20 protein-coding genes are annotated in these 16,733 nt (G+C 62.6%); 8 read left to right on the top strand and 12 right to left on the bottom strand.

Features of this window, described 5'->3' with window-relative positions:
- Nucleotides 1–19 precede the first annotated feature (19 nt).
- On the bottom strand, nucleotides 20–550 hold the full coding sequence (locus PDR5_RS02875) for a ferritin-like domain-containing protein (RefSeq protein WP_064593148.1): 531 nt from the start codon (nucleotides 548–550) through the stop codon (nucleotides 20–22).
- A gap of 98 nt (nucleotides 551–648) precedes the next feature.
- Nucleotides 649–1,551: a LysR substrate-binding domain-containing protein gene (locus PDR5_RS02880; RefSeq protein WP_064593150.1), complete on the bottom strand. Its 903-nt coding sequence runs from the start codon at nucleotides 1,549–1,551 to the stop codon at nucleotides 649–651.
- 120 nt (nucleotides 1,552–1,671) lie between these two features.
- Between PDR5_RS02880 and PDR5_RS02885 the strand changes: the two genes are divergently transcribed.
- The 3 genes from PDR5_RS02885 (at nucleotide 1,672) to PDR5_RS02895 (ending at nucleotide 3,598) form a co-directional block, all read left to right on the top strand.
- Nucleotides 1,672–2,310 (top strand): FMN-dependent NADH-azoreductase, encoded by a 639-nt coding sequence (locus PDR5_RS02885; protein ID WP_064593151.1) that lies wholly within the window; start codon nucleotides 1,672–1,674, stop codon nucleotides 2,308–2,310.
- The gene (locus PDR5_RS02890) at nucleotides 2,311–2,616 is read left to right on the top strand and encodes a DMT family transporter (protein WP_011332220.1); all 306 of its coding nucleotides are present in this window, start codon (nucleotides 2,311–2,313) and stop codon (nucleotides 2,614–2,616) included.
- 91 nt (nucleotides 2,617–2,707) lie between these two features.
- Nucleotides 2,708–3,598, top strand: a complete 891-nt coding sequence (locus PDR5_RS02895) for an esterase/lipase family protein (RefSeq protein ID WP_064593152.1) — start codon at nucleotides 2,708–2,710, stop codon at nucleotides 3,596–3,598.
- On the opposite strand, the gene PDR5_RS02900 is transcribed toward PDR5_RS02895, so the two are convergent.
- The gene (locus PDR5_RS02900) at nucleotides 3,595–4,488 is read right to left on the bottom strand and encodes a DMT family transporter (protein WP_064593155.1); all 894 of its coding nucleotides are present in this window, start codon (nucleotides 4,486–4,488) and stop codon (nucleotides 3,595–3,597) included. The genes PDR5_RS02895 and PDR5_RS02900 overlap by 4 nt on opposite strands.
- A 98-nt stretch (nucleotides 4,489–4,586) precedes the next feature.
- On the opposite strand from PDR5_RS02900, the gene PDR5_RS02905 reads away from it, so the two are divergent.
- The 3 genes from PDR5_RS02905 to PDR5_RS02915 all read left to right on the top strand — a co-directional run bounded on the left by PDR5_RS02905 (nucleotide 4,587) and on the right by PDR5_RS02915 (nucleotide 7,110).
- Nucleotides 4,587–5,381, top strand: coding sequence for an AraC family transcriptional regulator (locus tag PDR5_RS02905; protein WP_064593157.1), 795 nt, complete (start codon nucleotides 4,587–4,589; stop codon nucleotides 5,379–5,381).
- Between the two features lie 63 nt (nucleotides 5,382–5,444).
- Nucleotides 5,445–5,750 carry a PsiF family protein gene (locus PDR5_RS02910; RefSeq protein WP_011332224.1) on the top strand — a complete coding sequence of 102 codons (306 nt, stop codon included), beginning with the start codon at nucleotides 5,445–5,447 and terminating at the stop codon, nucleotides 5,748–5,750.
- Between the two features lie 346 nt (nucleotides 5,751–6,096).
- Nucleotides 6,097–7,110, top strand: coding sequence for an AI-2E family transporter (locus PDR5_RS02915; RefSeq protein WP_064593159.1), 1,014 nt, complete (start codon nucleotides 6,097–6,099; stop codon nucleotides 7,108–7,110).
- A 113-nt stretch (nucleotides 7,111–7,223) separates the two neighbouring features.
- Here PDR5_RS02915 and PDR5_RS02920 read toward each other — a convergent pair whose 3' ends face one another.
- On the bottom strand, nucleotides 7,224–8,498 hold the full coding sequence (locus PDR5_RS02920) for an Hsp70 family protein (protein WP_064593161.1): 1,275 nt from the start codon (nucleotides 8,496–8,498) through the stop codon (nucleotides 7,224–7,226).
- A gap of 292 nt (nucleotides 8,499–8,790) precedes the next feature.
- Between PDR5_RS02920 and PDR5_RS02925 the strand changes: the two genes are divergently transcribed.
- Nucleotides 8,791–9,741 (top strand): DnaJ C-terminal domain-containing protein, encoded by a 951-nt coding sequence (locus PDR5_RS02925; RefSeq protein ID WP_064600657.1) that lies wholly within the window; start codon nucleotides 8,791–8,793, stop codon nucleotides 9,739–9,741.
- Between the two features lie 23 nt (nucleotides 9,742–9,764).
- On the top strand, nucleotides 9,765–10,070 hold the full coding sequence (locus PDR5_RS02930; RefSeq protein ID WP_039766735.1) for a chaperone modulator CbpM: 306 nt from the start codon (nucleotides 9,765–9,767) through the stop codon (nucleotides 10,068–10,070).
- Between the two features lie 4 nt (nucleotides 10,071–10,074).
- Here the strand turns inward: PDR5_RS02930 and PDR5_RS02935 are convergent, their stop codons facing one another.
- The 8 genes from PDR5_RS02935 to urtE form a co-directional block, all read right to left on the bottom strand.
- Nucleotides 10,075–11,202 carry a sensor histidine kinase gene (locus tag PDR5_RS02935; RefSeq protein ID WP_064593163.1) on the bottom strand — a complete coding sequence of 376 codons (1,128 nt, stop codon included), beginning with the start codon at nucleotides 11,200–11,202 and terminating at the stop codon, nucleotides 10,075–10,077.
- 156 nt (nucleotides 11,203–11,358) lie between these two features.
- Entirely contained in the window at nucleotides 11,359–13,059 is a 1,701-nt protein-coding gene (ureC, locus tag PDR5_RS02940; protein WP_064593165.1) for an urease subunit alpha, read from the bottom strand.
- A 170-nt stretch (nucleotides 13,060–13,229) separates the two neighbouring features.
- On the bottom strand, nucleotides 13,230–13,535 hold the full coding sequence (locus PDR5_RS02945) for an urease subunit beta (RefSeq protein ID WP_064593167.1): 306 nt from the start codon (nucleotides 13,533–13,535) through the stop codon (nucleotides 13,230–13,232).
- Nucleotides 13,535–14,068, bottom strand: a complete 534-nt coding sequence (locus tag PDR5_RS02950) for a GNAT family N-acetyltransferase (protein WP_064593169.1) — start codon at nucleotides 14,066–14,068, stop codon at nucleotides 13,535–13,537. The genes PDR5_RS02945 and PDR5_RS02950 overlap by 1 nt, the downstream gene beginning before the upstream one ends.
- Nucleotides 14,069–14,073: 5 nt before the next feature.
- Nucleotides 14,074–14,607 carry a GNAT family N-acetyltransferase gene (locus tag PDR5_RS02955; RefSeq protein ID WP_064593171.1) on the bottom strand — a complete coding sequence of 178 codons (534 nt, stop codon included), beginning with the start codon at nucleotides 14,605–14,607 and terminating at the stop codon, nucleotides 14,074–14,076.
- A 9-nt stretch (nucleotides 14,608–14,616) separates the two neighbouring features.
- On the bottom strand, nucleotides 14,617–14,919 hold the full coding sequence (ureA, locus tag PDR5_RS02960) for an urease subunit gamma (RefSeq protein WP_011332234.1): 303 nt from the start codon (nucleotides 14,917–14,919) through the stop codon (nucleotides 14,617–14,619).
- 226 nt (nucleotides 14,920–15,145) lie between these two features.
- Nucleotides 15,146–15,985 carry an urease accessory protein UreD gene (locus PDR5_RS02965; RefSeq protein ID WP_064593173.1) on the bottom strand — a complete coding sequence of 280 codons (840 nt, stop codon included), beginning with the start codon at nucleotides 15,983–15,985 and terminating at the stop codon, nucleotides 15,146–15,148.
- A gap of 43 nt (nucleotides 15,986–16,028) precedes the next feature.
- On the bottom strand, nucleotides 16,029–16,727 hold the full coding sequence (gene urtE, locus PDR5_RS02970; protein ID WP_039766753.1) for an urea ABC transporter ATP-binding subunit UrtE: 699 nt from the start codon (nucleotides 16,725–16,727) through the stop codon (nucleotides 16,029–16,031).
- Between the last annotated feature and the right edge of the window lie 6 nt (nucleotides 16,728–16,733).

Below are 16,733 nucleotides of genomic sequence, written 5' to 3' on the forward strand. Positions count from 1 at the left end.
CAGGGCCTCTTCGCGAGAATTACAGGTCTTTCAGGATATCGGCCATGTCATCGGCATGCTCTTCTTCCTGAGCCAGGATGTCTTCGAAGATCCGGCGGGTGGTCGGATCCTTTTCACCGATGTACTGGATGATCTCGCGGTAGCTGTCGATGGCGATCCGCTCGGCCACCAAGTCCTCGTAGACCATTTCCTTCAAGGTGTTGCCGGCCACGTATTGCGCGTGGGACATCTTCGACAGCAAGTCCGGGTTGAACTCCGGCTCGCCGCCCAGTTGCACGATGCGCTCGGCGAGACGGTCGGCGTGTTCGGCTTCCTGAGTGGCGTGCTCGAGGAACTCGTTGGCGGCGACGTTGGCTTTCAGGCCGTTGGCCATGAAGTAGTGGCGCTTGTAGCGCAAGACGCAGACCAGTTCAGTGGCCAGCGACTCGTTGAGCAGGCGCAGCACTTCTTCACGGTTGGCGCTGTAGCTTTCGGTCACCGCGCCATTTTCCACATGCAGTCGTGCGCGCTCGCGCAGGGTTTGAACATCAGACAAATGCAGGTCACTCATTTCAGTCTCCTGGAGGCTAATCCGATTGGCGTCACGTTCTGCTGACGTGATCGTTACCAGGTTGTGAGTGATGAACGCGGCAAAAAGTTTTGTCGGATTCAGCGCGGGGCATGTCCCGAAAGCAATGCCTCCTCGCGCAGCCAGGCAAAAAACGCCTTCACCGGCGGGTGCCGCTCGCGGCCCGGTACGCAAAGTGCGCTGTATCCGGCGCCATCGACCTGGACCTCGCCCTTGTACGGCACCAGCAAACCGCTGGCGACGCTCTGCGACACCAGAATGTTGCTCGCCAGCACCAGCCCCTGTCCGGCAATGGCCGCTTGCAGGGCGTAATGCTCTTCGTCGTATTCGCGGACGGCCGGGTGCTGATTCAGCCAGTTCTCGCCCGACTGCGCGCACCAGGCCTCCCAGCCGTGGGCGTAGAGCTTCGAATTGTGCCAATGCACGCTGATCAGCGCCGGGGTGCGACGGGCGGCCAGCGCCACCTGTTCCGGCGAGCCGTACACGCCGAACGATTCATCGAACAGGCACAACCCGTAGAGGTTCGGGTAATCGTCGAGGCTGTAGCGCAACACCAGATCGACGCTCGCGTCCTGATGCAGGTCGATGACTTCGCAATGCGTATCCAGGCGCACATTGATGTTCGGGTGCTTGGCGTAAAACCGCCCCAGGCGCGGCACCAGCCATAGCGCAGCAAACGCGGCGGTGGTCGACAGCGTCAGGCTGCTGCCGCTGCGTTGCGGGCGCAGGGTGTCGACGCTTTGCGCCACTTCCAGAAATGCGCCGTGCAGGCTGCGAAACAGCCGCTCGCCGCCCTCGGTCAGGCGCACCTGACGCGGCAGGCGTTCGAACAGCGCCACGCCGAGCCAGTCCTCCAGCGAGCGGATCTGATGGGAAATCGCCGTGGGCGTCACCGCCAGTTCTTCGGCGGCCGCCTTGAAACTCAACAGGCGTGAGGCGGATTCGAACGCGCGCAGGGCGGTCAGGGGCAAGGCTGCGAACATGAAAACTCCACGGATGAGATCAATTCATCCCGACTGATTTTTGCTCATTTGAGGCGGTGATGTGATGCCTGCAATCTGGCGCCACACAGTCACTCAAGTCTAGACCTCAAGGAGATTCAGATGAGCAAGATTCTTGCAATCCATGCCAGCCCTCGCGGTGAACGTTCTCATTCGCGGCGTCTGGCAGAAAGCTTTCTCAGCGCCTGGCAAGTCCGCCATCCACAGGCTCAGGTCACCCGCCGTGAAGTCGGGCGGGCGGTGATTCCGGCGGTTAATGAGGCGTTTGTCGCGGCGGCGTTTTACCCGGAGCCCGAGGCTCGACCGCTGACGATGCAAGCCGATCTGGCGCTCAGCGATCAACTGGTGGGCGAGCTGTTCGATCACGACCTGCTGCTGATTTCCACGCCGATGTACAACTTCAACGTGCCCAGCGGCCTCAAGGCCTGGGTCGATCAGATCGTCCGGTTGGGCCTGACGTTTGATCACACCCTCGACAACGGTATCGCCCAGTACACGCCGTTGTTGCACGGCAAGAAGGCGCTGATCGTCACCAGTCGCGGCGGTTTCGGATTCGGCCCGGGTGGCGAGCTGGAGGCGCTGAACCACGCCGATCCATGGCTGCGCACGGCATTGGGTTTCATCGGTATCAACGACGTCACGGTGGTCGCCGCCGAGGGCGAGGAATCCGCCGAGCGCACCTTCGCGGTGTCGGTGGCCGAGGCCGAGCAGCGCTTGCTCGACCTGGCCCGGGAGTTCTAGGTGGCCTGGCTGTTTCTGCTGATCGCGGCCGGGTTTGAGGTCACTTTCGCCATGGGCATGAAGTACGCCGAAGGTTTCACCCGGCTCTGGCCGTCGCTGATTACCGTGGTCGCGGCGGTGGGCGGGGTGTACTTCCTGACCCTGGCGATGCGCGAGTTGCCGGTGAGCATCGCCTATCCGATCTGGACCGCCATCGGTTCGCTCGGCACGGTGTTTCTCGGTTTCGCCCTGCTGGGCGAGAGTCTGACGCTGGTGAAGTTGCTGTCGGTGGGGCTGATTGTGGCGGGGGTGGTGGGGCTGAAGTAGGCTGGTCGTGGAGTTGTCATCATCGAGGAGGATGCTTGGCGGGCGTTTTGCACGCCTTGCATCCACTCACCGACCACAAGGATGTTTGCCCATGTCGCAAGATTCGGCCACACGTTATCCACTGGTGCTGGTGCCGGGAATGCTCGGTTTCATCCGTCTGGTGCTTTACCCGTACTGGTACGGGATCATCAAAGCGTTGCGCCGGAGTGGTGCGACAGTGATTGCGGTGCAGGTGTCGCCGCTCAACTCCACCGAAGTGCGCGGCGAGCAGTTGCTGGCGCGCATCGATGAAATCCTGCGCGAGACCGGTGCGGCCAAGGTCAATCTCTTCGGCCATAGCCAGGGGTCGCTGACGGCGCGTTATGCGGCGGCCAAGCGTCCGGATCTGGTGGCGTCGGTGACGTCGGTGGCCGGGCCCAATCACGGTTCGGAACTGGCCGACTACCTGGCGAAACACTATCCGGCGGACAGCGCCAAAGGGCGCATTCTGGAAGCGCTGTTACGTTTTGTCGGCTGGCTGATGGCGCTGCTGGAAACCGGCTATCACGGGCCGAAACTACCGGTGGATATCCACGCCTCGCACAACTCGTTGACCACCGAAGGCGTGGCGCTGTTCAACCAGCGTTATCCACAGGGCTTGCCGCAAACCTGGGGCGGGCACGGGCCGGAAGAGGTCAACGGCGTGCGCTACTACTCGTGGTCCGGCACCTTGCAGCCGGGCAAGACCGATCGTGGTGGCAACCTGTTCGACGGCACCAACCGCAGTTGCCGGTTGTTCGCCAAAACCTTCGTGCGCGAGCCGGGGCAGTGCGACGGCATGGTCGGACGCTACAGCTCGCACTTGGGCACGGTCATCGGCGATGACTACCCGATGGATCACTTCGACATCGTCAACCAGTCACTGGGACTGGTCGGCAAAGGCGCGGATCCGGTGCGGCTGTTTGTCGAGCATGCGGCACGGTTGAAAGCCGCAGGAGTCTAGGCGGCGCTTGGAGTGCGGGAGCGACCGAGGACGGTGGTCCAGCGCTCGGAAAGAATTACCCCACCCAGTGTCAGCAAACCACCGACCAGGTGATACATCGCCAGTTGTTCCTTCAATACCACCGCAGCAATCAGCGCGGTGATCAGTGGCAGCAGGTTAAAGAACAGCGTGGTCCGGCTCGGGCCCAGACGCTGCACGGCCTGCATCCACGCCAGCGGCGCGAGCATCGAGGCCAGCAGGCACGCATACAGCACCAGCGGAATGTTCTGCAGGGTCAGGCCGGTTTTCGGCGACACGGCGTACAGCGGAAACAGCACCACCACCGCCACCAGCACCTGCAAATACAGCAACACCAGCGGCGGCAGGCGCAGCTGCCACTTTTTCAGCAGGGTGCTGTAGATCGCGTAGGCGAGGGTGGCGACCAGCATCATCGCGTCACCCAGGTTCACCCCGTGTTGCAGCAACGCGCCGAGGCTGCCGGACGACACCACCACCAGCACACCGGCGAACGACAGCAGCGCACCGACCAGCGCACCGGCCGTCAGGCGCTGGCCGAGGCTGATGATCGCCATGGCCAGCGACATCAGCGGCATCAGGGACAGGATGATGCCCATGTTGGTGGCGCTGGTCAGGGTCGCGGCGAAGTAGGCCAGGCTCTGGTAGACCGCCATGCCGAGTACACCGAGGATGAAGATCTTGCCCAGGTTCGGGCGAATCTGCGGCCAGTGCGCGATCACCTTCTTGAGCATGAACGGGGTAAACAGCAGGCCGGCGAGCAGCCAGCGGTAAAAGCCGATCTCGGCGGGAAAGATCGCGCCGACCGCGAGCTTGTTGATCACGGTGTTGCCGGCCCAGATGAAAATCGCCAGCAGGGGAAACGCGTATTGCATGGGAGGAGAAACCAGTACGTTGATGAACGGCGATTATCCCCTGTCTGGATGCAGGCCTATACTGCGAACCGGACAACCCGCCCCTGATTCCGGACAGCATGAACAGTAAACACATCGATCTGCTGGATTTCAGCGAACTGCCGTCGGCAGTGTATTTCCGCTATGCCGACTTCAACGCCCATGAATACGCCGCGCCGCACCGCCATCCGTGGGGCACGCTGGAGTACGCAGCCCACGGTGTGCTGCACATGGATGTCGACGGCAGCCGTTTCATGTCGCCGCCGCAGTACGCGGTGTGGGTGCCGCCGCAGGTCGAGCACAGTTTCTACAGCCATCAGCCGGTCAATTATCGGGCGGTGTGCCTGGCGCCGGATGTGTGTTCCGATTTGCCGGCGCAGGCCTGCACTCTTGCGATCAGCGACATTCTCAAGGCGATCCTCAAGGACTTCGCCGCCCGCGATGTGAAGATTCCCGCGTTCGAAGCCGACCAGCGCCTGGCCCAGGTGTTGGTGGATCAATTGCGCCAGGCGCCGGTCCATCAATGCTATCTGCCCTACGCCAGCAGCCCCGGATTGCTGACCATCCTTGAAACCCTGCAGGCCGAGCCCGGCAACAACCAGCCGCTGGCGCACTGGGCGGCGCTGGTGCATGTCAGCGAGCGCACCCTGGCCCGGCAGTTCGTGCGGGAGCTGGGGATGAGTTTCGGCGAATGGCGTCAGCGGCTGCGTTATCTTGCGGCGATCGAGGCGCTGGAGAGTTCGCGCAGCGTGCAGGAAATCGCCTTCGATCTCGGCTACAGCAGCGGCTCGGCCTTCATCGCCATGTTTGCCCGGCAGGCCGGATGTACCCCGGAGCAGTATCGGCGCAGCCATCTTGAGGCCAGGAAGGTGTAACAAGCTTTGACTACACTCCAGCAGAGGCCACCTCCATCGAGGCGGCGCCAAGGAGAAAACTCCATGAAGATGTTGCGTGTCCCTTTGTTGATGATCGGTCTGCTGCTGTGCTCCCAGGGTTTCGCCGCCACGGCGCAACAGAACAAGATGACCACGTGCAACGCCGACGCCACGGCCAAGAGCCTCAAGGGCGACGAGCGCAAAGCCTTCATGAGCACCTGCCTCAAGGCAGCGCCGGCGGCCAACGATGCCAAGGCCCTGACCCCGCAGCAACAGAAAATGAAAACCTGCAATGCCGATGCGGCCACCAAGGCGCTGACCGGCGATGCGCGCAAGACCTTCATGAGTGATTGCCTGAAGAAAAAATAAAGCGGGTTTGAGTGGTGACTGGCAGATGTGTCCGGCTTGGGATCCAGGCCCTCACCCTAACCCTCTCCCAGAGGGAGAGGGGACTGACCGCGTTGTTTCCAGACATTCTTCGACCTGAAACATCCGGTCGATTATGGATTCGATACAGAGCTTTCAGGTCGCCAGATCACCCAAGCATCCCGCAATCAGTTCCCTCTCCCTCCGGGCGGTCCGACGTTTCGGGAGGGCTAGGGTGAGGGCTGGGCCGCAAGTCAGACACCAAACCCCAAACACCGCATATCCCTAGTGCTCCCCAAGGATCGCTGGCAGACTGCCAATCCTTTTACGCCGTTCGTTTTGAGGCTGTATGCCAACGTTTTCTGAGCGTCATGTTGTGTTCTGGGTCAGTTGCATCATCATTTTCGGCGGTCTGTTGCTGGTGTTGCCATTGCGTTTGCTGCCCAGCCTGCTGGCCGGGTTGCTGGTGTTCGAACTGGTCAACATGCTCACCCCGCAACTGCAACGGTTGATCGAAGGCCGGCGTGCGCGCTGGCTGGCGGTGGCGCTGCTCGGCACGCTGGTGGTGAGTGTGCTGGCGCTGATCTTTGCCGGGGCCATCAGTTTCCTGTTGCATGAAGCGGAAAACCCCGGCGCTTCCCTCGACAAATTCATGGGTGTGGTTGACCGCGCCCGCGGGCAACTGCCGCCGTTTATCGATAGCTACCTGCCGGCCAGTGCCGCCGAGTTCCGGGTGGCCATCGGTGAATGGGCGAGCAAGCATTTGTCGGAGCTGCAACTGGTGGGCAAGGACGCGGCGCACATGTTCGTGACGCTGCTGATCGGCATGGTGCTGGGCGCGATCATCGCCTTGCAGCGCGTACCGGACGTCACCAAGCGCAAACCGCTGGCGGCCGCCCTGTTCGACCGTCTGCACCTGCTGGTTCAGGCGTTTCGCAACATCGTGTTCGCACAGATCAAGATTTCCCTGCTCAACACCTTCTTCACCGGGATCTTCCTGGCCGTGATCCTGCCGCTGTTCGGGATCAAGCTGCCGCTGACCAAGACCCTGATCGTGCTGACCTTCCTGCTCGGCCTGCTGCCGGTGATCGGCAACCTGATGTCGAACACGCTGATCACCATCGTCGGCCTGTCGCTGTCGATCTGGGTGGCGATTGCGGCGCTGGGTTACCTGATCTTTATCCACAAGCTCGAATACTTTCTCAACGCGCGCATCGTCGGCGGGCAGATCAGTGCCAAGTCCTGGGAGTTGCTGCTGGCAATGCTGGTGTTCGAGGCCGCGTTCGGCCTGCCGGGGGTGGTGGCGGGGCCGATTTATTACGCGTATCTGAAGAGTGAGTTGAAGCTGGGCGGGATGGTTTGATCCAGACTTCCAGCGTCTGAACTGGCCCTTTCGCGAGCAAGCCCGCTCCCACAGGATCACACTGAACCTGTGGGAGCGGGCTTGCTCGCGAAGGGCGCACCGCCGCTTTTGGATCAGTTCACCGAGCCGTAACGTTTCATGGCTTCAATCGCCAGACCGCTACCAATGCTGCCAAAGATGTTCCCTTCCACATGCCGCGCGTTCGGCAGCATCGCCGAGACGCTGTTGCGCAGTGCCGGGATGCCGCTGGAACCGCCGGTGAAGAACACCGTATCGACCTGACCCACCGCCACATTCGCGTCGGCCAGCAACCGGGTGACGCTGGCGCGCACGCGCTCGAGCTGCGACTCGATGGCCGACTCGAACAATGCCCGGGTCAGTTCCACGCTCAGGCCCGACTCAATGCGATCCAGCGGCACATGACGGCTGTCGTTGTGGGTCAGGTGGATCTTGGTTTCTTCCACTTCCATCGCCAGCCAGTGCCCGGCGCGCTGTTCGATCAGCTTGAACAGACGGTCGATGCCGCCGGTGTCCTCGATGTCGTAGCGCATGCTGCCCAGGGCCAGGGTCGATTTCTGCGAGTACACCGAGTTGATGGTGTGCCAGGTCGCCAGGTTCATGTGGTGGCTGGTCGGCATGAACGCGCCGCTTTTCATGCGGCTGCCGTAGCCGAACAGCGGCATCAGGCCTTGCAGGCTCAGCTGTTTGTCGAAATCGGTCCCGCCGATGTGCACGCCACCGGTGGCGAGAATGTCGTCGTGGCGGTTATCCACACCACGACGCTCGGGCGACAGGCGCACCAGCGAGAAGTCCGAGGTACCACCGCCGATGTCGACGATCAGGACCAGCTCTTCCTTTTCGATGGTCGACTCGTAGTCGAAGGCCGCGGCAATCGGCTCGTACTGGAACGACACGTCCTTGAAACCGAGCTTGCGTGCCACTTCCACCAAGGTGTCCTCGGCTTCCTGGTCGGCCAGCGGATCGTCGTCGACGAAGAACACCGGACGGCCCAGCACCACTTGCTCGAACTCACGACCGGCGGTCGCTTCAGCGCGGCTCTTGAGCTGGCCGATGAACAGCCCGAGCAAGTCCTTGAACGGCATCGCGGTGCCGAGGACGCTGGTGTCGTGCTTGATCAGCTTGGAACCCAGCAGGCTCTTGAGCGAGCGCATCAGCCGGCCTTCGTAGCCTTCCAGGTATTCGTGCAGCGCCAGACGGCCGTAAACCGGACGGCGCTCTTCGATGTTGAAAAAGACCACCGACGGCAGGGTGATCTTGTCGTCTTCCAGCGCGATCATCGTTTCCATGCCGGGGCGCAGCCAGCCGACGGTGGAGTTGGACGTGCCGAAGTCGATGCCGCAGGCACGGGCTGGAGAGGCGTCTTTCATGGTCTTACGGTTCCGGTCAAAAAACGGCCGCGCAGTGTATGTCAGTGCGCGACAGATTCGAAGGCCGGTCATCTGCTATTTCACGACTAAGCTTGCTTGAAACTCGGCGCTTTGCCCCAAACTTGCTGGCATGGGCCGGCAGACATACCGGCGGTCGCAAGAACCGCCGTCCACTGCCGATAAACTTCTGCTGCGCCACCCGGTCACAACCTTGAGATCGGTCAACCCGGCACGTGCGAATCGGCGCATGCTGGCATCGGCGCGAAATCGATAACGGATGGTGATTCCTTCGATGGACTTCAAAGACTATTACAAGATACTCGGCGTGGAGCCGACGGCTGACGACAAGGCGATCAAGGCTGCCTATCGCAAGCTGGCGCGCAAATACCACCCCGATGTCAGCAAGGAAAAGGACGCCGAGGCCAAGTTCAAGGACGCCTCGGAAGCCTATGAAGCGCTGAAAAGCGCCGACAAGCGCGCCGAATACGACGAACTGCGTCGTTATGGCCAGCACGGTCAGCCGTTTCAGGGCCCGCCGGGCTGGCAGAGCCGTGGCGGCTTTGGTGGCGGCGGTGGCGACACCGGTGACTTCTCGGACTTCTTCAGTTCGATCTTCGGCAATCGCGGCCCCGGTTTCGGTGGCGGCGCTGGCCGGCAATCCCGCAGCGCCGGACGGCGAGGGCAAGACGTGGAACTGGAACTGCCGATCTTTCTGGAAGAGACGCTTTCGAACGAATCGAAAAAGATCAGCTTCCAGGTCCCGCAATACAACGGTTCGGGCCAGCATGTCAGCAACACCAGCAAGAGCCTGAACGTGAAGATCCCGGCCGGCGTGGCCGACGGCGAGCGCATCCGCCTCAAGGGCCAGGGCGCACCGGGCATCGGTGGCGGCGCCAATGGCGATCTGTACCTGACCATCCGTTTCGCGCCGCACCCGAAATTCGACGTTGAAGGCGAAAACCTGATCATCACCTTGCCGTTGGCACCGTGGGAGCTGGCGCTGGGCGCCGAAGTGGCCGTGCCGACCCTGACCGGCAAGATCAACCTCAAGGTTCCGGCCGGCAGCCAGAACGGCCAGCGCATGCGTGCCAAGGGCCACGGTCTGCAGAACAAGGCGGGCGAGCGCGGTTATCTGTTCGTCCAGCTCAAGGCCGTGATGCCCAAAGCCAACGGCGATGACGTCAAGGCGCTGTGGCAGGAACTGGCGAAGAAGGCCGCCTTCAATCCGCGCGAGAACTTCTGATACTGACGACGGAGTAGCCCATCATGAGCAGCCCCCTGATCGTTCAACTGGACATGGCAGAATTCTGTGAGGCGGCCGACCTGTCGGACGTCTACGTGATTGAAATCGTCGAACACGGCATCCTCGAACCTCAGGGCGCGCAGCCCAGGGAATGGCGCTTCACCGATTACGAACTGGCCCTGGCCAAACGCGCCGCCAAGCTGCGGCGCGACCTGGAGCTGGAATGGGAAGGCGTCGCGCTGGCGCTGGACCTGCTGGAAGAAGTGCAGGAGTTGCGATCCGAGAACCGCATGCTCCGTCAGCGTCTGGCGCGGCTGGTGGTCGAGTAGCGTTTCATACCTGTCTGGGCAGCGTCACGCTGAACAGCGTACCGTCGGCTGCGCTTGAACTGACTTCGATCGTCCCGCCGTGTGCGGTCACCACTTCCTTGACGATGAACAGGCCCAGACCGAGGCTGGTCGACGGCTGTCCGAGTTCTTCGTCGGCACTGCGCACCAATGGATCGAAAAGGGTGCCGATGGCTTCCTCAGGGATCGGCACGCCGTGGTTGTGCACGCTCAGGTGCACGCTTGCAGCGTCGCCCCGCAGCGTCACCAGGATCTCCTGCCGGTTCGAGCCATGCTGCAAGGCATTACCGATCAGATTCTGCAGCAGTTGATCGATCCGTCCGGCATCCCAGACGCCACGGGTATCGCCCTCGGCTTTCAGGGTCGGGTCGCATTGTGGATTGCCGGCGCAGGCCTCGGCGATGGCCGCTCGCGCCGCGTCGGCCAGGTCCATCGGCGCGGGTTCGATCGGCAGGCTTCTGCCCAGGCGGCTGCGTACCAGCTCCAAGAGGTCGCTGACCATGGCCCCCATGTGTCGCGCGCCTGTTTTGATGTTCAGCGCGCAAGTCAGAGCATCGCCTTGCAGCGTGGTTTTGCGCATCAGCAACTCGGTGGACATGCTCACCGCTTGCAGGGGCGCGCGCAGGTCATGGCCGAGAATGGCCAGAAAGATGTCCCGGGAATGCTCCATCTGCTCGGCGTAAGCCGCCGTCGATTCGGCCAGGGCTTCGTCGATGGCTTCGTTGAAGCGGATCATGTCCTGGAAGTACGCCATGTCCGGCGATTCCAGACTGTCGACCCAGCGCCGTATCACACAGGCGCGCAGGTGGCGGAATTCCGAGGTCATCTGCACCAGGTCAAAGCCGACGGTATGGCGAAGTTCTCCATGGCTGGCGCCGGCTTCATCCAGACTCGGGGTCTTTTCGGGGCCTTCGCCCTTGGCCTTGGCGACCTGTTCGTCGCGGCTTTGCGGTTTGCTCATGTCGCGGGCGGCGGCCCGCAGGATGGCGCTGGCGTGATCGCGCAGACCGGCGGAGTCCAGATAGTCGGCGGCCGGGGTGATGGTAGCGGCAAACTGTTCCCATTCATCGACGATAGCGTCGATATTGGCCAGGATGAACTCGGAAAGACGCATGGGCAGTTCCTGAAAAAAGGCGACAGCGAATCGAATATTAGTCCCTTTGGCGAGAAATACACGACCCTTTGCCCGGTGGTTTTCCAGCACCACGAAAAAGGCCCCGAGACCCTGCGTCAGGCAGGTGCTCGGGGCCTTTTTTGCGTGCGTCGGCTGTCAGAACAGGAAGTAACGCTGCGCCATCGGCAGGGTTTCGGCCGGTTCACACCAGAGCAGCACGCCGTCGGCCTTGACCTGATAGGTCTGCGGGTCGACATCGATGTTCGGCAGATAGTCGTTGTGGATCAGGTCGGTTTTCTGCACCTCGCGGCAACCTTTGACCACGGCGATTTTCTTCTTCAGGCCCAACGCTTCGGGCAGTCCCGACGCCTGCGCCGCCTGGCTGATGAAGGTCAGGCTGGTGGCGTGCAGCGAGCCACCGTAGCTGGCGAACATCGGGCGGTAGTGCACCGGTTGCGGGGTCGGGATCGAGGCGTTGGCGTCACCCATCAGGCTCGCGGCGATGGCGCCGCCCTTGAGGATCAACGTTGGCTTCACGCCAAAGAACGCCGGGCGCCAGAGCACCAGATCGGCCCATTTGCCGACTTCCACCGAACCCACTTCATGGCTGATGCCATGGGTGATCGCCGGGTTGATCGTGTACTTGGCGATGTAGCGTTTGGCGCGGAAGTTGTCGTTGCCTTCGCCGTCCTGCGCGAGCGGGCCGCGCTGCTTTTTCATCTTGTCGGCGGTCTGCCAGGTGCGCGTGATGACTTCGCCGACGCGGCCCATGGCCTGGCTGTCGGAGCTGATCATCGAGAACGCGCCGAGGTCATGCAGGATGTCTTCGGCGGCAATCGTTTCGCGGCGGATGCGGCTTTCGGCGAACGCCACGTCTTCGGCAATGCTCGGGTCGAGGTGGTGGCAGACCATCAGCATGTCGAGGTGTTCGTCGATGGTGTTGCGGGTGAACGGCCGGGTCGGGTTGGTCGAACTCGGCAGCACGTTGGCGAAACCGCAGGCTTTGATGATGTCCGGCGCATGGCCGCCACCGGCCCCTTCGGTGTGATAGGTGTGGATGGTGCGACCCTTGAACGCGCCGAGGGTGGTTTCGACGAAACCGGACTCGTTGAGGGTGTCGGTGTGGATCGCCACCTGCACGTCGTACTGGTCGGCAACGCTCAGGCAGTTGTCGATGCTCGCCGGGGTGGTACCCCAGTCTTCGTGCAGCTTGAGGCCGATGGCGCCGGCCTTGACCTGTTCGATCAGCGGTTCCGGCAGGCTGGCGTTGCCCTTGCCGGTTAGGCCGATGTTCATCGGGAACGCGTCCGCCGCCTGGAGCATCCGCGCCAGGTGCCACGGCCCCGAAGTGCAGGTCGTGGCATTGGTGCCGGTGGCCGGACCGGTGCCACCACCGATCATGGTGGTGACGCCGCTCATCAGCGCTTCTTCGATCTGCTGCGGGCAGATGAAGTGGATGTGGGTGTCGATGCCGCCGGCGGTGAGGATCATGCCTTCGCCGGCGATCACCTCGCTGCTGGCGCCGATGGCGATGGTCACGCCGGGCTGCACGTCCGGGTTGCCGGCCTTGCCGATGGCGGCGATGCGCCCGTCCTTGAGGCCGACGTCGGCCTTGACGATGCCCCAGTGGTCGATGATCAACGCGTTGGTGATGACGGTGTCGACCACTTCGGCTGCCAGCAACTGGCTCTGGCCCTGGCCGTCGCGGATCACTTTGCCGCCGCCGAACTTCACTTCTTCGCCGTAGGTGGTGAAGTCCTGTTCGACTTCGATCCACAGCTCGGTGTCGGCCAGGCGCACCTTGTCGCCGACGGTGGGGCCGAACATGTCGGCGTAGGCTTGTCTGGAAATCTTCATCTAGCGTCCTTCAGGAAAATAGCGGTGAGCCATCGACTCTCACCCTAACCCTCTCCCAGAGGGAGAGGGGACTGATCGCGGTGAGGCGGCTATCGGTGATCGGCTCCCTCTCCCTCCGGGCGGTCCGACGTTTCGGGAGGGTTGGGGTGAGGGCTGCGGTACACGCGGACTCAGAGGTCACCCATGACCCGCCCGGCAAACCCGAACACCCGCCGGTGCCCGGCGTAATCCACCAGTTCCACCTCGCGGCTCTGCCCCGGCTCGAAGCGCACGGCGGTGCCCGCCGGAATGTTCAGGCGCATGCCACGGCTGGCGGCGCGGTCGAAAGTCAGGGCGTCGTTGGTCTCGAAAAAATGGTAGTGCGAACCGACCTGGATCGGCCGGTCGCCGCTGTTCGCCACCTTGAGGCTGACGGTGCGGCGACCGACATTGAGTTCGATATCGCCGGGCTGGATCCGGTATTCGCCGGGAATCATCAGTTCGCTCCTTGCAGGACTTTGTAATAGAGGGCCGTCGGGCGATAGGTGCCGTTCGGGTCGCAGGCGTAATCGGGAATTTCCCCGGCGCGGGTGTAGCCCAGGGCCTTGTAGAAATCTTCGGCGGGGGAGCCGGCCTCGGTGTCGAGGTAAAGCATGCCGCGCTTGTACTGGCGAGCCGTCAGTTCCAGCGCTTCCATTAACTGTTGGCCGAGGCCGCGCCGCCGGGCGTGTTCGCGCACCAGCAGTTTCTGCACCTCGGCGCGGTTCAGGCCGTTGGCCTTCTGGCACAGGCTCAACTGGACGCTGGCCTGCACCTGTTCGTCCTTGACCACCACCCACAGCAACACGTTGCCCTTGTTCAGGTTGTCCTGCACGTCGTCGAAATAGGCGCGGGCCTGCGCGGCATCGAGGTCGGCCATGAAACCGACGCTGGCGCCATACCCTACGGCGTCGAGCAGCAGGTCGATCAGGCCCTGACGATAGTGCGCAAAACTTTCAGCATTGACGCGTCGCAGTTGGGCGGGGTTCATTGGTGTCACTCCTTGTGGGCGGGCGGCGGCTCCGCGCCAGGATTGAGGGTCAGTTGCATGAAGGTCAGGTCGAGCCAGCGGCCGAACTTGGTGCCGACTTGCGGCATCTGCCCGGTGGTGGTGAAACCGGCGCGCTCGTGCAGGCGGATCGATGCGGCGTTGCCGCTTTCGATGGCGGCGACCATGACGTGTTTGTCGCAGGTTTTCGCGCGTTCGATCAGTGCGCTCATCAATTGCGGGCCGAGACCGTTGCCGCGCTGGTCGCTGCGCACGTAGACCGAGTGCTCGACGGTGTGGCGGAAGCCGTCGAACGGTCGCCAGTCACCGAACGAAGCGTAGCCGAGGGTGGTGTTGTCGGCGTCGACGATCACCAGGATCGGATAACCCTGGGCCTGGCGCGCGCTGAACCACGCCTGACGGTTGCCGAGGTCGACGGCGGATTCATTCCAGATCGCCGTGGTGTTGAGCACGGCGTCGTTGTAGATGTCGCGGATCGCCGGCAGGTCGGCGTGCAGGGCATCGCGGATGGTGTAAGTCATGGCGCGGCCTCAGACGATCGGTTGATGGACGGTGACCAGTTTGGTGCCGTCGGGAAACGTCGCTTCGACCTGGATCTCCGGGATCATTTCCGGGATGCCTTCCATCACCTGCTCGCGGGTCAGCAGCGTGGTGCCGTAGTGCATCAGCTCGGCCACGGTCTGGCCGTCACGGGCGCCTTCGAGCAGCGCCGCCGAGATGTAGGCCATGGCCTCCGGGTAGTTGAGCTTCACGCCACGGGCCAGTCGCCGCTCGGCCACGAGGCCGGCGGTGAAGATCAGCAGCTTGTCTTTTTCGCGTGGGGTCAGGTCCATCGTTTGAAATCCATTTGGGCAGATTTGTGTGGTTCTTGTGGTGAGTGGGGTGTCAGTCAGACCCAGCCCTCACCCTAGCCCTCTCCCGGAGGGAGAGGGGACTGATCTCGGTCGTTTTCAATGGCCAGTTCAGTCAGTTGAATTCTTGTGTCTGAAACATTTCCAGCGGTCACCTCGGTCAGGCTCCCTCTCCCTCCGGGAGAGGGCGGGGGGTGAGGGCTGGTTTTCAGGTGCTCCATATTCTTGGCGGCACTGCCTCGCGTCCCATCAATTTCGGCCGCAGCAACCGCCACAATTCAATAAGCCACGCTCGCGCCAGCAACGCTTCACTGGCCAGGCAACGGGCGACCAAAAGACCGGGCAATTGCGTCAGATCTCCGCGCACGTCGTGGCCCAGCGAGCGGCAGCGTTCCAGCAATTCAGCATCGATCTCACCGGTCACCAGCAAGGTTGCAAACACCGGATTGCCATCCAGCCCGATCGGCGAATCAAGCAAACCATCGTTGCCGACGATGCGCTGGCGCTCATGCCACAGCAGCCGGCCATCACGGCGAATATCCAGATGCGCCTGAAAATGCCCGAGGTCAAAGCGCTCGCCACTGGCCGGACGACCCAGCGCCACCACGTCCCAGTAAAACAGTCGCGCATCGCCTTCAAGGTCGATCGAGGTCGTGAGTTCCGCCTGGGCGGCGCTGTAGACGATGGTTTCCTGGGGCAGCCATTCCAGTGTCGCGCCATCAGCGACATGCAGGTTCAGCGACTGATAAGCGGGCCCCGCCGCGCGATACCACTTGGCCGCGCCGGGGCTGGTGATCTGTGCCCAGGCGCCTTGTGCTACGCGGGCGCTGATGTCGAGCCGGTCACCGCCGGCAATGCCGCCCGGCGGGTGGACGATGATGTGCTGGCAGACCTCGGGCCCTTCGGCGTACAGATGCTTTTGCACCCGCAACGGGCCGAGGTGCCGGCGGCGGGTCGGCCGCGTGCAATCGCCGAAGCGGGCGTACGCCAGCTCCAGCTCGGCGTGCCAGCTCGGGGTAAACAGGGCAGTCGCAACAGGTAAGTTCATGTTTTTTGATTATCGTTAGGACGCTACAGATTAGACCGTAACCTCAAATAGTCACCAGCCCGCGTACACCTTCGGCTTCCATATTTTCGCCACGGCCCTGCTGCACGATCTCGCCCCGGGACATCACCAGGTATTGATCGGCCAGTTCGGCGGCGAAATCGTAGAACTGCTCCACCAGCAGAATCGCCATGTCGCCACGGGCGGCAAGTTTCTTGATCACCGCGCCGATTTCCTTGATCACCGACGGCTGGATGCCTTCGGTGGGCTCGTCGAGGATCAGCAGACGCGGACGGCTGGCCAGTGCGCGGCCAATCGCAAGCTGCTGTTGCTGACCGCCGGACAGATCGCCGCCGCGCCGCTGTTTCATTTGCAGCAGCACCGGGAACAGCTCGTAGATGAACGCCGGAACCTCTTTGGCTTCGCTGCCGGGAAAACGCGACAGCCCCATCAGCAGGTTCTCTTCCACGGTCAGTCGGCCGAAAATCTCCCGGCCCTGCGGCACGTAGGCGATCCCCGCGTGCACCCGTTGATGCGGCTTGAACGTGGTGATCGGTTGGCCTTCCCAGTTCACCGCGCCTTCCTTGGCCGGCAACAGGCCCATCAGGCATTTGAGCAGCGTGGTCTTGCCCACACCGTTACGCCCGAGCAGGCAGGTCACTTCGCCGACCTTCACGTCAAAACTCAGGCCGCGCAGGATGTGGCTACCGCCGTAGTACTGGTGCAGCTTGTCGACTTGCAGCATGTTCAA

The organism is Pseudomonas sp. DR 5-09 (genome assembly GCF_001655595.1).
GTDB classification, from domain to species: Bacteria; Pseudomonadota; Gammaproteobacteria; order Pseudomonadales; family Pseudomonadaceae; genus Aquipseudomonas; species Aquipseudomonas pharyngis.

Excerpts from the sequence above, each read along its gene's own strand:
- ureA (WP_011332234.1), bottom strand. The coding sequence starts at position 14,919 with ATGGACCTGACCCCACGCGAAAAAGACAAGCTGCTGATCTTCACCGCC.
- PDR5_RS02935 (WP_064593163.1), bottom strand. The coding sequence starts at position 11,202 with ATGCGTCTTTCCGAGTTCATCCTGGCCAATATCGACGCTATCGTCGAT.
- PDR5_RS02895 (WP_064593152.1), top strand. The coding sequence starts at position 2,708 with ATGTCGCAAGATTCGGCCACACGTTATCCACTGGTGCTGGTGCCGGGA.
- PDR5_RS02930 (WP_039766735.1), top strand. The coding sequence starts at position 9,765 with ATGAGCAGCCCCCTGATCGTTCAACTGGACATGGCAGAATTCTGTGAG.
- ureC (WP_064593165.1), bottom strand. The coding sequence starts at position 13,059 with ATGAAGATTTCCAGACAAGCCTACGCCGACATGTTCGGCCCCACCGTC.
- PDR5_RS02875 (WP_064593148.1), bottom strand. The coding sequence starts at position 550 with ATGAGTGACCTGCATTTGTCTGATGTTCAAACCCTGCGCGAGCGCGCA.
- PDR5_RS02945 (WP_064593167.1), bottom strand. The coding sequence starts at position 13,535 with ATGATTCCCGGCGAATACCGGATCCAGCCCGGCGATATCGAACTCAAT.
- PDR5_RS02900 (WP_064593155.1), bottom strand. The coding sequence starts at position 4,488 with ATGCAATACGCGTTTCCCCTGCTGGCGATTTTCATCTGGGCCGGCAAC.
- PDR5_RS02905 (WP_064593157.1), top strand. The coding sequence starts at position 4,587 with ATGAACAGTAAACACATCGATCTGCTGGATTTCAGCGAACTGCCGTCG.
- PDR5_RS02915 (WP_064593159.1), top strand. The coding sequence starts at position 6,097 with ATGCCAACGTTTTCTGAGCGTCATGTTGTGTTCTGGGTCAGTTGCATC.
- PDR5_RS02920 (WP_064593161.1), bottom strand. The coding sequence starts at position 8,498 with ATGAAAGACGCCTCTCCAGCCCGTGCCTGCGGCATCGACTTCGGCACG.
- PDR5_RS02925 (WP_064600657.1), top strand. The coding sequence starts at position 8,791 with ATGGACTTCAAAGACTATTACAAGATACTCGGCGTGGAGCCGACGGCT.
- PDR5_RS02885 (WP_064593151.1), top strand. The coding sequence starts at position 1,672 with ATGAGCAAGATTCTTGCAATCCATGCCAGCCCTCGCGGTGAACGTTCT.
- urtE (WP_039766753.1), bottom strand. The coding sequence starts at position 16,727 with ATGCTGCAAGTCGACAAGCTGCACCAGTACTACGGCGGTAGCCACATC.
- PDR5_RS02965 (WP_064593173.1), bottom strand. The coding sequence starts at position 15,985 with ATGAACTTACCTGTTGCGACTGCCCTGTTTACCCCGAGCTGGCACGCC.
- PDR5_RS02955 (WP_064593171.1), bottom strand. The coding sequence starts at position 14,607 with ATGACTTACACCATCCGCGATGCCCTGCACGCCGACCTGCCGGCGATC.
- PDR5_RS02880 (WP_064593150.1), bottom strand. The coding sequence starts at position 1,551 with ATGTTCGCAGCCTTGCCCCTGACCGCCCTGCGCGCGTTCGAATCCGCC.
- PDR5_RS02910 (WP_011332224.1), top strand. The coding sequence starts at position 5,445 with ATGAAGATGTTGCGTGTCCCTTTGTTGATGATCGGTCTGCTGCTGTGC.
- PDR5_RS02950 (WP_064593169.1), bottom strand. The coding sequence starts at position 14,068 with ATGAACCCCGCCCAACTGCGACGCGTCAATGCTGAAAGTTTTGCGCAC.